This window comes from Limnospira indica PCC 8005, from assembly GCF_000973065.1.
In the GTDB taxonomy this organism is placed as follows: Bacteria; Cyanobacteriota; Cyanobacteriia; order Cyanobacteriales; family Microcoleaceae; genus Limnospira; species Limnospira fusiformis.
Genome location: NZ_FO818640.1, coordinates 2,915,663 through 2,929,255, shown reverse-complemented (window position 1 = coordinate 2,929,255; position 13,593 = coordinate 2,915,663). Strand labels below are relative to the sequence as shown.

Below are 13,593 nucleotides of genomic sequence, written 5' to 3'. Positions count from 1 at the left end.
TACTACATACTAAGCGCACAGGCTACCCGGAAACCGTAGCTGACGTTGAGATCGCCCGAACCGCCACTGAAGCGGTAGCCAGAACGGCAGTAGTCAGGATTACCATACCACGAACCGCCGCGCAGCACCTTGGTGTCTTTGCTTATCAAAACGTTTACTAAATCACCAACATATATATGCTGACCATCCCACACTCGCCCGTCCGAGGGAGCGCCACCATAGCCTTCGTGCCAGGGGTCAGCGCACCATTCCCAAATATTCCCGTGGATATCATACAAGCCAAAGGCGTTGGCGTGTTGAAACTGACCGACGGGGGTGGTTTTTTGGTGGTAGACTCCCTTCGGTTCTGAGCTATATATGCAGTTGCCATTGTAGTTGGCGATGTCCGTCGTTAGGGTATCACCGACATGAAAGGGGCTATTGGTTCCGGCGCGGGCTGCATATTCCCACTCGGCTTCACTGGGCAATCGGTAGGGTTTGCCCATTCTTTTCGAGAGTCGGGCACACCACTCGATCGCATCATACCATGAAACTCTTTCAACCGGAAGATTTAATCCTTTAAAATTTGATGGCTCTGGGTAAAGGTTCCATTTGAGTTTGGGGAAACTAGCCACTTGTCGCCATTGTGCTTGGGTAGCCGGATATTTCCCCATTAGGAAGGGTTCAATAGTGACTCGGTGTAGGGGTCTTTGATTATTATTACTTCCCGCTTCACTACTCGGCGCACCCATAATAAAGGTTCCCCCCGGAATTTTTACCATCTCCAGAATCACACCATTTCCCAGGTCTTCGATAATACATTCAGCCTGACCGGGACGGCGGTTGATTTTTTGTCCATTTGAATTGACGGTAACGATGTCAAATTTAAACTTCTGGGTTACCGGTTGGGGAGTTTGGCGGGTGGGCGGTTTCCCATAATATCGCCGTAAATCTTCCCAAACTTCCTCTACAGATTGATAGCGTTTTTTAAAGACTGTCTCAACCAAATGGTCTAAGATTTTGCCTAATTTATCACTCACCTGATTGCCATTTAAATGCTCCCGCCACACCCATTTTGATTCTAAGGGGTCATATAAATCTGACGGACTGGCTTGGGTTAGCAGGTATAAACAAGTCACCCCTAAACTATATAAATCACTCCCATATTGAGGTTTTCCCATAGCTTGTTCCGGGGCGCAATATGCCGCCGAACCGATAACCGTTCCCGTGACGCTAAGAGATGTGCTATGCACCTGTTTAGCCGCTCCAAAATCCACTAGGACTAACTTGTTATCACTGGCTCGTCTAATGATGTTTTCGGGTTTAATATCCCGGTGAATCACTTGATGTTTGTGGACAAAATACAAAACTTTCAATAAATCCTTGAGCAGCGAAATGATTTGATTCTCGGTAAAAATTCCTTGATTTTCTAACTGCTGTTGTAGGGTGTCTCCTTCGATAAATTCCTGAACTAAATATTGACGGTTATCAGCGGTAAAATAAGCCAAAAGTTCCGGGATTTGGGAATGTTTGCCGAGGAGTTCTAAACGTTGGGCTTCTTGGTCGAATAATTGGGCGGCTTTTTCTAGGGTAGCGGTTCCTTGCGCCTGGGGAAGGAATTGTTTAATCACACAGGGAGGTTGAGAAGGTTTGAAGTCATCCACTGCCAGAAATGTGCGTCCGAACCCGCCTTGTCCGAGGATGCTTTTAGCATAGTAGCGTTCTGCCAGTCGGAGTTTACTGCCACATTTTTGGCAAAACTGGGAACCTTCGGGGTTGCTGTGGAGGCAGTCTGGGTTCAGACATTGGCTCATAATCAGGATGGTTATTGATACCTGATTCTACATTACCATAAATGCGGAAAATTAACCGGCTTTTTCACAGAAACCCGGTGGCTCACGGCTGGCTGGGAAGTTGCGTTTCGCTGCGCTTCACCCAACCTACTAAAGCGCACTGCCACATTTTTGGCAAAACTGGCAATCTTCGGGGTTGCTGTGGAGGCAGTCTGGGTTCAGACATTGGCTCATAATCAGGGTGGTTATTGATACCTGATTTTACATTACCATAAATGCCGAAAATTAACCCGCTTTTTCACAGAAACCCGGTGGCTCACGGCTGGCTGGGAAGTTGGGTTTCGCTGCGCTTCACCCAACCTACAATGGGGAAGTTGGGTTTCCCTGCGCTTCACCCAACCTACAATGGGAAAGTTGGGTTTCCCTGCGCTTCACCCAACCTACTAAAGCGCTAAAGCGCACAGGCTACCCGAAAACCGAAGTTGTGGAGGAGGTTGCCCGGGTAGGCACTGTTGCGGCTGGCACAACGGCAGAATACAGGAAGGTTAGACCATGAACCGCCACGCAGCACTCTCCGGTCTTTGCTTTCCAAAAGTTTGACTAAATTGTCAACATCTATATCCTGACTATCCCACACCGTACCATCCGAAGGCGCACCATTGTAGTTGTCGCGCCAGGGGTCAGCGCACCACTCCCAAACGTTCCCGTGGATATCATACAAGCCAAAGGCGTTGGCGCTTTGAAACCGACCGACGGGGGTGGTTTTTTTGCGGAAGACTCCCTTGAGTCCTGAGCTATAGCTGTAGTTGCCATCGTAGTTGGCGAGGTCTGTCGTCAGGGTATCACCGACATGAAAGGGGCTAGTTCTTCCGGCGCGGGCTGCATATTCCCACTCGGCTTCACTCGGTAATCGGCAGGGTTTGCTGATTACTTTTGAGAGGCGATCGCACCATTCCACCACATCATACCATGAAACTTTTTCAACGGGAAGATTGAATCCTTTAAATCTTGAGGGGTCTAGGCTCAGGTTTCGTTGGAGTTTGGGGAAACTAGCCACTTGTCGCCATTGTGCTTGGGTAACCGGATATTTCCCCATTAGGAAGGGTTTAATCGTGACTTGGTGTTGGGGTCTTTCAGCATTAGAACTTCTAGGTTCACCACTCGACGCACCCATAATAAAGGTTCCTCCCGGAATTAGCACCATCTCCAGAGTTACACTATTTCCCAGGTCTTCGATAATACATTCAGCCTGACCGGGACGACGGTTAATTTCTCGACCCATTGAATTGACCGTAACGATGTCAAATTTAAACTTCTGGGTTGGGGGTTTTGGACTATCATCAGATGGCTGTAAATCTGCCCAAACTTGGGCTACAGATTGATAGCGTTTGTTAAACACTGTCTCAACCAAACGGTCTAAGATTTTGCCTAGTTTCTCACTCAACTGATTGTCATTTAAATGCTCACGCCACACCCATTGTAATTCTAAGGGGTCATATAAATTCGACGGACTCACTTGGGTTAGCAGGTATAAACAAGTCACCCCTAAACTATATAAATCACTCCCATATTGAGGTTTTCCCATAGCTTGTTCCGGGGCGCAATATGCCGCCGAACCGATAACCGTTCCCGTGACGCTAAGAGATGTGCTATGCACCTGTTTAGCCGCTCCAAAATCCACTAGGACTAACTTGTTATCACTGGCGCGTCTAATGATGTTTTCGGGTTTAATATCCCGGTGAATTACTTGATTTTGGTGGACGAAATCCAAAACTGGCAATAAATCCTCTAGCAGCGAAATGATTTGATTCTCGGTAAAAGCGCCTTGATTATCTAACTGCTGTTGTAGGGTGTCTCCTTCGATAAATTCCTGAATTAAATATTGACGGTTATCAGCGGTAAAATAAGCCAAAAGTTCCGGGATTTGGGAATGTTTGCCGAGGAGTTCTAAACGTTGGGCTTCTTGGTCGAATAATTGGGCGGCTTTTTCTAGGGTAGCGGTTCCTTGCGCCTGGGGAAGGAATTGTTTAATCACACAGGGAGGTTGAGAAGGTTTGAAGTCATCCACTGCCAGAAATGTGCGTCCGAACCCGCCTTGTCCGAGGATGCTTTTAGCATAGTAGCGTTCTGCCAGTCGGAGTTTACTGCCACATTTTTGGCAAAACTGGGAACCTTCGGGGTTGCTGTGGAGGCAGTCTGGGTTCAGACATTGGCTCATAATCAGGATGGTTATTGATACCTGATTCTACATTACCATAAATGCGGAAAATTAACCGGCTTTTTCACAGACACCTGATTTATCACGGCTGGCTGGGAAGTTGGGTTTCGCTGCGCTTCACCCAACCTACAATGGTACACTGGGGAAGTTGGGTTTCGCTGCGCTTCACCCAACCTACAATGGTACACTGGGGAAGTTGGGTTTCGCTGCGCTTCACCCAACCTACAATGGGGAAGTTGGGTTTCGCTGCGCTTCACCTCACCTACATACTCGCCTAACCTACATACCTCGGAAAGTTGGGTTTCGCTGCGCTTCACCCAACCTACATATTCGCCTAACCTACAATGGGAATGGACAATTGACGACTAATTGGCGATAATCTAGTGGTGAACATTAATCCTCTGCTGGGAAAAGGCTTTTTATGCTTACCCTTGAAACTTTATTTGATGAAGGGTTTTATTTGGCACAAAATCAGGACGTTAAAGATGCGATCGCTAACGGGGTTTTTGAGACCGCCTTTGAGCATTTTTCTCGCTATGGACAATTTGAAGGACGAACACCTAACCCGATTTTTGATGGGGAATTTTATCTGGCACAAAATCCCGATATTCAGTCGGAAGTAGAGGCGGGAATTACCACTGCAGCGGCTCATTTTGTTAATATTGGACAAACGGACAACCTCAGCCCTAATCCCTTTTTTGACCCGGTTTTTTATCTACAACAAAATCCTTCAGTCGCTCAGGGAGTAGCTAACGGGGAATTTACGGCATTTGAGCATTTTTTCAAAATCGGACAATTTCAGGGGTTGAACCCTAGCGAGTCCTTTGATACGGAGTTTTATCGCGATCGCAATTTTGATGCTGTTCAGGGTATAGAAGAAGAGATAATTGGCAGCCTTTTTGAGCATTTTTTTCGGTTTGGTTCGCCGTTGGGGAGGTTGGGCGCACCCCCACAGTTCGGCGATGACCTCAGTAATGCGATCGCTTTAGATACTCTCTTGGGAAGTCGGACTATAGTTAACTCGGTTACGGATGATAACCCGGTCAATATTTATGAATTTATCATTCCCAATAATGGCAGTGAGTTTAGCCTATTTCTGCACGGTTTAAAAGCGGATGCTAATGTGGATTTAATCCAAGATTTTAATCAAAATCAAGCGGTTCAACCTGATGATATTATCGCCTCTTCAAATAACCCGGCTTTGGCTACAGAATCTATTGAGATTGACCTATTGCGACGGGGAACCTACTTTGTGCGGGTTTCTCAGTTTCAGGGGGAAACTATTTATGCCTTGGAATTGTCAGCCATTCCCCTGGATATTTGAACCCAAGGGGTAACTGTTAATTATTAATTATTAATTATTAATTATTAATTATTAACGGGGAACCTACTTTGTGCGGGTTTCTCAGTTTCAGGGGGAAACTATTTATGCCTTGGAATTGTCAGCCATTCCCCTGGATATTTGAACCCAAGGGGTAACTGATAATTATTAATTATTAATTATTAATTATTAATTATTAACGGGGAACCTACTTTGTGCGAGTTTCTCAGTTTCAGGGGGAAACTATTTATGCCTTGGAATTGTCAGCCATTCCCCTGGATATTTGAACCCAAGGGGTAACTGATAATTGTTAATTATTAATTATTAATTATTAATTATTAACGGGGAACCTACTTTGTGCGAGTTTCTCAGTTTCAGGGGGAAACTATTTATGCCTTGGAATTGTCAGCCATTCCCCTGGATATTTGAACCCAAGGGGTAACTGTTAATTATTAATTATTAATTATTAATTATTAATTATTAATTATTAACGGGGAACCTACTTTGTGCGGGTTTCTCAGTTTCAGGGGGAAACTATTTATGCCTTGGAATTGTCAGCCATTCCCCTGGATATTTGAACCCAAGGGGTAACTGTCATTCCCCTGGATATTTGAACCCAAGGGGTAACTGTTAATTATTAATTATTAATTATTAATTATTAATTATTAACGGGGAACCTACTTTGTGCGAGTTTCTCAGTTTCAGGGGGAAACTATTTATGCCTTGGAATTGTCAGCCATTCCCCTGGATATTTGAACCCAAGGGGTAACTGTTAATTATTAATTATTAATTATTAATTATTAACGGGGAACCTACTTTGTGCGAGTTTCTCAGTTTCAGGGGGAAACTATTTATGCCTTGGAATTGTCAGCCACTCCCCTGGATATTTGAACCCAAGGGGTAACTGATAATTATTAATTATTAATTATTAATTATTAATTATTAATTGTCTGAGAAGCCCGCAGTTGACCGCAGGCGGCATCAGCATCTAAACCGCGAGAATAGCGAACGCTGACTGCTACCCGTCGCTGTTCCAATTCCTTGACAAAATCCTGTATTTGTGAGGGACTAGGGCGCTGATAATCCACCTCATTAATGGGGTTATAGGGAATCAGATTAACATGACTTTGAAAGCCCCGCATAAGGCTGGCTAATTCGGTGGCGTGGCTAGGTAAATCATTAACTCCAGATAACATCACATACTCAAAACTTACCCGCCGCCCGGTCAATTTCACATAATCTCGACATTCAGAGATGAGGGATTCTAGGGGATAGGTTTTGGCGCTGGGAATCAGTTGTTCTCGGAGAGTTTGATTAGAAGCGTGTAAACTAACAGCCAGGGTAATTTGTAGCTGATATTCGGCTAATTGGCGGATGCGGTTGGGAATGCCTACGGTGGAAAGAGTAATCATTCGCTGTCCGATACCAATATCTCTATTTAAGCAGGTAATAGCAGCGATCGCATTTTGAGTATTAAGTAAAGGTTCCCCCATACCCATAAAGACAATATGGCTGACACGGCGTTGGAAATCTTCCTGAACCGTGAGAACTTGATCTACAATTTCATGGGTTTCCAAGTTACGGAAAAACCCCCCCTTTCCGGTCGCGCAAAAATCGCAAGCCATGGGACACCCCACCTGAGAAGAAACACAAACCGTTAAGCGGTCATGGGTAGGAATGCCGACAGTTTCAATAATTTGACCATCGGATAATTTCAGCAAATACTTAATCGTGCCATCACTAGCAACCGCGCGATAATGAATAGTTGAACGACCAACGGGTATGGTGGCTAATTGCGATCGCCACTGTTTGGGAAACACAGTTATTTCCTCAAGGGATTTAGCCCCTTTCTGATAAATCCACTGATATAATTGCTTTCCCCGATAAGCTGGTTGTCCCTGTTGCTGAACCCAATCAGTCAGTTCAGGTAAAGATGTCCCCAGTAAAGGTTTAAAAGCTGGTTCAACTGCGATCATAAATAGCTACCCTGTGCTTAAAAATTAATCGGCTGATTGTGGCTTTTTAGTTAACAGAAATCCCCGTAACTGAGTGAGATTAACCGTTTGTCCTAAATTGAGAGGTAACACAGAAACACCTTCTAAGCGGGACTGTACCCAACCCTCTCCCCAATACCATTCATGAAAGCCATCAATCCCCCCACTGAGGAGAAACCGCAAACAGTTAGACTCAGCCACATCAACATAATGTTTAATGGTCACCGGACCCAGTGAACTGGTGAACTTTAGACCCACATTAAACTGTTGGGGGAGTCCTGATGAAAATTGCACAGGCCACAACCACTGTTGAACGTGGTGGGGATACAACAGACTTTCGCGAATAGTCGCCTCGGAGGCATCTACCTCAATCCTTAGACTGCTTTTTTGAAAACTACCCAGCATAAGTCACCATGATCAAACCAGTTAGCGATCGCACTTGTCGGATCACAAACCACTCCCCATTATAGCAGTTCTAGTAGGGTGCGTCATAACCAGAAAATGGCAATCATCACCGCCCATCTCGCCAACTGACGCACCTCACCCATGGTAGCCTATCCGGTGCATCATAACCGGAAAACCAGCACCATGACCCCAAGACAAGGGATATCTAGGGTTAGGGGAAATTAATTATTTGTTTGTGATGATGAGTAAACCCGCTTCACCCCTCCGGCTATCAAGGAATAGGGCGCAGGCGGGAACTAAATGGATAATGGATTATGGATAATTGTAAGTTGTAAATTGTAAATTGTCAATCATCAACTTTCCAAAAACTATGGCTGATCAACTTATACGTGCTACAGCGGCTGACGGCGGTATTCGCGCTGTGGGGGTAATTACCACTCGTCTAACGGAGGAAGCGAGAAAACGGCATAAACTATCCTATGTAGCCACAGCAGCCCTAGGACGGACAATGGCAGGGGGTCTGTTGCTGGTTTCTAATATGAAGCGTCCCGAGTCACGGATAAATCTTCAAATTCAAGGGGACGGACCCTTAGGAGGTATTGTAGTCGATGCGGGACTCGATGGCACTGTGCGGGGTTATGTTGGGAACCCAGAAATCGAGTTAGCGCCCAATGCTTATGACAAACTAGACGTTGGCAGGGCAGTGGGTAAAAATGGTTATGTTTATGTAGTGCGGGATGTTGGCTATGGTTATCCTTACTCCAGTACAGTTGAACTGGTGTCAGGAGAAATCGGCGACGACCTGACCCATTATCTGGTATCATCAGAACAAACCCCATCAGCCTTAGTGTTAGGGGTATTTGTGGATAAAGAAGGCGTACAGGCGGCTGGGGGGCTGTTATTACAGATCCTCCCCAAAGCTGCCACTGATTTAGCACTGATAGAGTTATTAGAATCGAGAATTGGTGCCTTATCTGGTTTTACGCCTCTGTTGCGCGCCTGTCAAACTCTCCCCCATATTTTTGAGCAATTGCTAGGAGATTTGGGGTTAAATATTCTACCGGAAACCCAATTGCTACAGTTTCATTGTGGCTGTTCTTTTGAACGAGTTTTAGGTGGTCTCAAGATGTTTGGACAAGCTGAACTACAAGATATGATTGAAAAGGATAGCGGCGCAGAGGCTAAATGTGAATTTTGTGGCCAGACTTATCACGCCACTACGGAAGATCTCCATAAGTTGATCCGAGACTTGAACCAGGATCACGATCAGTTGTCCGAAAAGATTGGCAGGGTTTTATAGGAAACTTCCCTAGGGGATTAGAAGCCAAGGCTAAAATACAACCTGTTCAGAAATCATCTGATCACCTCTCAAAGTCCCTCTCCGTCTCTGGGATCCAGATTTAGGGTGAGGGTAATGTATTAAGCGACTGGTGAACAAGCTGTAATTCCCTAGGTGGGGTGATTGCGATCGCTTTCCTAACAGTGCTATAAAAATCAAGCAGCACCTTACTTTTTCCCCGTGGATAGTTGGTAGGGGGTGAATGCAGCGTGAGGATGGCTTAACCTATGATTGACAGGAAACCGAAACAAAACCGTTGGCTGGAATTGCGTTCCCCAAAAGTGGCGACACCACCAGCGATATCTGACAGAGTAGGGTCGCCACCAAAATTGGTGCGGGGAAGTTCTGAACAAATACAGCCACAACGTAAAAGCCGTAAAGAACGGTTAAAAGAACTGCGGATGCTGCTAGAGTCGCAAAGCATGAATCAGCCACCCTCACCACCGCCAGAACCGGAAGTCGTGCAGCCAGAGCCTACTGTATCATCAGCTTTGGTGACAGTGGTTCCCCCAACTGTTGAACCGGAAACGCCTTCACCAAAGAGAAATAACCCCATTATGGCATCTCTGCCGTTGTTGGGGTTGCTGTTGGTGTTGGCGACTCCCCCAGGGGTGGCTTATGTGGCTAGTACGTTACTGTTGCGATCGCCTGCTTTACCTAACTGTCCTAAGATTTTTTGGCCACTGGCTTCGGCATCTCTGCGTCTGTACTGCGCTGAAATGGCTGCCAGTAAAAACACTTTAGATGATTTCCTCCTAGCCTTTGAGTTGGTGAGTGTCCTGCCAGAAGACCATCCCCTCCGCCCGGAAATTAACCGCCACATTGACAAATGGTCGATCGGTATTATGAATTTGGCAGAGTCTCAGTTTCAAGCCGGAGAATTATCTGAGGCAATTCGGATAGCGAAAAAGATTCCCCCGCAAACTTCCGCATCAGCTAGTGTAGAACAGCGGATTAAACAGTGGCAAGAAATTTGGAAAAAGGCTGAGGGTATTTACCGCAAGGTTGAAGATTTGATGCGCCGAGAAGAGTTGAATTTGGCATTTAGGGAAGCTACCCAGTTATTGAATGTGGGGAATAATTACTGGGAAACGGTGCGATATCAGAAATTAACGGATTTGCTACAGATAGCCAGGGAAGATAGTCGGAAATTGGCAGAAGCCCGAAGTTTGGGGAATCAAGGGGGGGTTAATAACCTATTACTGGCAATTAAAAAGCTAGAGGAAATTTCTGATCAGAGCTATTTGCAAGATCAGGCGAAAAAAGAAGTTTCGGCTTTGAGTAAGTCGATTATGACTATAGCGGAAGATATCCTGAATCAGGGTCAATGGCAAGAAGCGATCGCTACGGTGAATAAAATTCCCACCAGTGCTAACCTGACCGAGGAGGTTAAGGATTTTATCGTTTTAGCCCGCGCCCATGTTCCGGCGCTGCTGGATACCCCAGAAGGACTGACAGATGCGATCGCTCAAGCGGGTGCTATTGAACGTAATCGGCCGTTATACTGGAAGGCACAACAATATATTCGGGGCTGGCAGCAGGAAATTGCTGATCTGACAATTCTCAATGAGGCGGAAAGATTAGCCCGTAGCCAAACTATACCGGATTTAAGGGCGGCGATCGCTAAATTGCAACTAATCCCGGTTTCTCATTCCCGTGGTAGTGAAGCCCGGAAAAATATTAGCCAATGGAATCGGAAAATTGAGGAAATCGAAGATAGACCATTATTGGATATCGCGGAACAGTTGGCGAGTTTTGGGGATGTTGATTCTCTCAAGGCGGCGGTAGAAAGGGCTTCTCAAATTGGTCGTGGTCGGGCATTATATGATGAGGCTCAAGAACAGATTAAAGAGTGGCGTGTCAGAAGTGAGCGCCTAGAGTTTCAACCGGTTCTCGACCGCGCTCAAGAATTAGCCGCCCAGGGTGATTTTGCTAATGCTATTGCTGTGGCTGAACAAATTAGACCCGGTTTATTGATGTACGAAAAAGCCAGGGCTGATATTAACCAATGGCGATCGCAATTACAGGATATCCAAAATTTAGAAAATGCCGAAACTTCTGCCATTCCTGGCACTATAGATGGGTTAATTCGTGGCATTCAATTAGCCGACCGAGTTTCTCCTTCTGGTTCGTGGCGTTGGCGTGCAGATCAGCTCATTAATGATTGGAGTCAAACCTTATTTACTCGCGGATTAGATCAGGCGATTTATGATATACCTGGGGCTATAGAAACCCTAAAAATGATTCCCCCAGGTAGTACCGTTTATAATTCCGCTCAAGCTCAAATTTCCGATTGGCAATCTTGGTTAAACCCACCGACTCCGGTTCCCAATCAACAGCCTACTCCGCCTAGGTCAGTATCTCCCAATATTGAATTTGAGCAGCCACCCGATCTAAACAAACCAATTAGATGGGATAACTCCATTGATGACCCTCAACCACGCCTTTAAAAAATTCGCCCAAAAATTAACCACAATTGGGGTTGATTGACCTTATAATTGGGAGCAAAAGAACTACAGGCATGACTTACTGGGACAAACCATTACCCCATAAAATCCTAACCCCCGCCGAACTACTCCAGCTTTATGCTAGTGGTAAACGAGGGTTCATCGGCGTAGACCTACAAGAGGTAAACCTCGAAGGAGCCAATTTAAAAGAATTACTCCTCTGGCAGGCTAACCTCAAATCCATTAATCTCCGTCGCGCTAATCTTAGCAACACCCATCTATTTGCTAACCTCTGTAAAGCTAATTTGTCCGACACCGATTTAAGCAATGCTAAACTACTTTATTCTGACCTGAGAGAAGCCAACTTGACCAGAGCTAAATTGTTCAAAACCAATCTCAAAGGGGCAGATTTACGCGGTGCCAATTTAAGCTACGCTAAACTAGCATACGCTGACTTAACCGAAGCAGATTTACGCGGCGCAAACTTCTCTAATTCCGTTCTATTTTCAGTCACCATAAATCGCGCTCATATTGAAGATGTTGATTGGAGTAAAACTACTTTAGTTAAAACCAATCTCCGGGATGCACTATAATTCAATTAGCTTCTGTAGCTTCTGTCTCTGTCTCCCCCCAAGGAAGTGAGTCAGTTACACGAGTCGCCGCTCACCATAGACCTCATAACTTTCTCGTCCCCACTCAAGACTGGTACATCAGCTAACTCAGAAAACCGATATTTAACCCATATTCAACGGAATTGTCGTTGATATCTCTGTCAAGCTAAAATACCAGTTATAGTAGTTACTGAATAATTATGGCTTCCATTGCTCGCAAAAACCTCATCGAAGATATTCCCCGCTTCCTAGCGGCTCAGGCTGGGATTATGTTTGCGGTGAGTTTAGTTACCATTCAAAATGGCATTCTCAACGGATTTGTGCAATCCTCATCCATGCTGATTGATAGATCTAGCGCCGATATTTGGATTACCTCCGAAGACATGGTGCATCTCAATCTGACCATGCCACTAGCCCTAGAACAACTCACCAAAGCCCAAAACGTTCCCGGTGTAGAACTAGCAGAACCTCTAATTTTTCAAAGTGCGCGTTGGCGCGATCCGACTGGTCAAATTCAAGCGATTAATTTAGTCGGTTCTAACCCTGACGGGAAACTGTTTGCTCCCTGGAATATTATTGAAGGAGATTTGGCATCTCTCAAACAACCATATAGGGTAATGGTAGATGAGAGTAATTTAAACTCCCTACGGGTTAGTGGCGTGGGAGATACGGTTACTATTTCTGGCTTAGAAGCCAAGATTGTCGGATTAACTCAAGGGACTCAACCCATTGTTAATAGTATTTTCGTCTTTACTTCCCTGAAAAATGCTAACGCCTATGTTAGTGTACCTCTACAAACTCAGACCCGATGCACTTTGGAGAATGGCAATCTTAACTGTGTTAATGTTTTTGATGATTCTGGCGATCGCCAAACCCAAACCGATATTTCTCCTGAACCTAGACCCCTAACATTAACCGACCCGATTACTTATATTTTAGTGAAAGCCAAACCCAATCAAGACTTACAGGAACTACAAGCCGCATTAGAAGCTACTCTCCCCAATACACGCGCTTATACCAGAGAAGAAATCGCCGAAAAAATCCAAGAATACTGGCAAAAACGCACCGGAGTGGGTTTCGTTTTGAGTTTAGGGGCTGTGGTCGGAATTTTGGTCGGTATGATTGTGGTAGCTCAAATTCTTTATGCTTCCGTCGCTGACCATATCAAAGAATTTGGTACTCTCAAGGCTATGGGCGCTCCCGATCGCCTGCTTTATTCTGTGATTTTAGAACAGGCTTTTTGGATGGCTGTTCTCGGCTATATCCCCGGAATGGCTCTCTGTTTAGGTGTCGCCAGTTGGGCTTCTGCTACCCAAGGTATTCTGATTTTGATTACCCCGGCTTCTGCTGTAGGGGTGTTTTTCTTAACTTTAGTAATGTGTGGCGGTTCAGCTTTCTTTGCTATCCAAAAAGTCACTCGCGTAGACCCTGCGATCGTCTTTAAGGCTTAAAAATTTCTCTATAAAAAGGTTGACATATAGAAAAA

9 protein-coding genes and 1 pseudogene are annotated in these 13,593 nt (G+C 45.3%); 5 read left to right on the top strand and 5 right to left on the bottom strand.

Annotation, left to right across the window (positions count from 1 at the left end):
* Nucleotides 1–2: 2 nt before the first annotated feature.
* The 3 genes and pseudogenes from XZ46_RS12695 to XZ46_RS12690 all read right to left on the bottom strand — a co-directional run bounded on the left by XZ46_RS12695 (nucleotide 3) and on the right by XZ46_RS12690 (nucleotide 3,990).
* Complete coding sequence (locus XZ46_RS12695) at nucleotides 3–1,793, bottom strand: bifunctional serine/threonine-protein kinase/formylglycine-generating enzyme family protein (RefSeq protein ID WP_008050902.1); 1,791 nt, start codon at nucleotides 1,791–1,793, stop codon at nucleotides 3–5.
* A 132-nt stretch (nucleotides 1,794–1,925) separates the two neighbouring features.
* Nucleotides 1,926–2,006, bottom strand: a pseudogene (locus tag XZ46_RS37835) (4-Cys prefix domain-containing protein); the annotation flags it as partial.
* 217 nt (nucleotides 2,007–2,223) lie between these two features.
* Entirely contained in the window at nucleotides 2,224–3,990 is a 1,767-nt protein-coding gene (locus tag XZ46_RS12690) for a bifunctional serine/threonine-protein kinase/formylglycine-generating enzyme family protein (protein ID WP_008050900.1), read from the bottom strand.
* Nucleotides 3,991–4,411: 421 nt separating this feature from the next.
* Here XZ46_RS12690 and XZ46_RS12685 point away from each other — a divergent pair, with 421 nt between their 5' ends.
* Nucleotides 4,412–5,314, top strand: a complete 903-nt coding sequence (locus tag XZ46_RS12685; protein WP_008050897.1) for a pre-peptidase C-terminal domain-containing protein — start codon at nucleotides 4,412–4,414, stop codon at nucleotides 5,312–5,314.
* A gap of 932 nt (nucleotides 5,315–6,246) precedes the next feature.
* Here the strand turns inward: XZ46_RS12685 and rlmN are convergent.
* Nucleotides 6,247–7,287: a dual-specificity RNA methyltransferase RlmN gene (rlmN, locus tag XZ46_RS12680; protein ID WP_006625574.1), complete on the bottom strand. Its 1,041-nt coding sequence runs from the start codon at nucleotides 7,285–7,287 to the stop codon at nucleotides 6,247–6,249.
* A gap of 24 nt (nucleotides 7,288–7,311) precedes the next feature.
* The gene (locus XZ46_RS12675) at nucleotides 7,312–7,710 is read right to left on the bottom strand and encodes a hypothetical protein (RefSeq protein ID WP_006625575.1); all 399 of its coding nucleotides are present in this window, start codon (nucleotides 7,708–7,710) and stop codon (nucleotides 7,312–7,314) included.
* A 370-nt stretch (nucleotides 7,711–8,080) separates the two neighbouring features.
* Between XZ46_RS12675 and hslO the strand changes: the two genes are divergently transcribed.
* From hslO to XZ46_RS12655, 4 genes are all read left to right on the top strand, one after another.
* Nucleotides 8,081–9,010, top strand: a complete 930-nt coding sequence (hslO, locus tag XZ46_RS12670) for an Hsp33 family molecular chaperone HslO (protein WP_008050894.1) — start codon at nucleotides 8,081–8,083, stop codon at nucleotides 9,008–9,010.
* Between the two features lie 266 nt (nucleotides 9,011–9,276).
* A complete protein-coding gene (locus XZ46_RS12665; RefSeq protein WP_006625577.1) occupies nucleotides 9,277–11,499 on the top strand; it encodes an AAA family ATPase in 2,223 nt (740 codons plus the stop codon).
* A 71-nt stretch (nucleotides 11,500–11,570) separates the two neighbouring features.
* Nucleotides 11,571–12,089, top strand: coding sequence for a pentapeptide repeat-containing protein (locus XZ46_RS12660; RefSeq protein ID WP_006625578.1), 519 nt, complete (start codon nucleotides 11,571–11,573; stop codon nucleotides 12,087–12,089).
* Nucleotides 12,090–12,307: 218 nt separating this feature from the next.
* Nucleotides 12,308–13,558: an ABC transporter permease gene (locus XZ46_RS12655; RefSeq protein WP_006625579.1), complete on the top strand. Its 1,251-nt coding sequence runs from the start codon at nucleotides 12,308–12,310 to the stop codon at nucleotides 13,556–13,558.
* Nucleotides 13,559–13,593 lie beyond the last annotated feature (35 nt).

What these genes read in the sequence shown, in the direction of transcription:
- XZ46_RS12695 (WP_008050902.1), bottom strand. Translation starts at nt 1,793, where the DNA reads ATGAGCCAATGTCTGAACCCAGACTGCCTCCACAGCAACCCCGAAGGT.
- XZ46_RS12690 (WP_008050900.1), bottom strand. Translation starts at nt 3,990, where the DNA reads ATGAGCCAATGTCTGAACCCAGACTGCCTCCACAGCAACCCCGAAGGT.
- XZ46_RS12685 (WP_008050897.1), top strand. Translation starts at nt 4,412, where the DNA reads ATGCTTACCCTTGAAACTTTATTTGATGAAGGGTTTTATTTGGCACAA.
- rlmN (WP_006625574.1), bottom strand. Translation starts at nt 7,287, where the DNA reads ATGATCGCAGTTGAACCAGCTTTTAAACCTTTACTGGGGACATCTTTA.
- XZ46_RS12675 (WP_006625575.1), bottom strand. Translation starts at nt 7,710, where the DNA reads ATGCTGGGTAGTTTTCAAAAAAGCAGTCTAAGGATTGAGGTAGATGCC.
- hslO (WP_008050894.1), top strand. Translation starts at nt 8,081, where the DNA reads ATGGCTGATCAACTTATACGTGCTACAGCGGCTGACGGCGGTATTCGC.
- XZ46_RS12665 (WP_006625577.1), top strand. Translation starts at nt 9,277, where the DNA reads ATGATTGACAGGAAACCGAAACAAAACCGTTGGCTGGAATTGCGTTCC.
- XZ46_RS12660 (WP_006625578.1), top strand. Translation starts at nt 11,571, where the DNA reads ATGACTTACTGGGACAAACCATTACCCCATAAAATCCTAACCCCCGCC.
- XZ46_RS12655 (WP_006625579.1), top strand. Translation starts at nt 12,308, where the DNA reads ATGGCTTCCATTGCTCGCAAAAACCTCATCGAAGATATTCCCCGCTTC.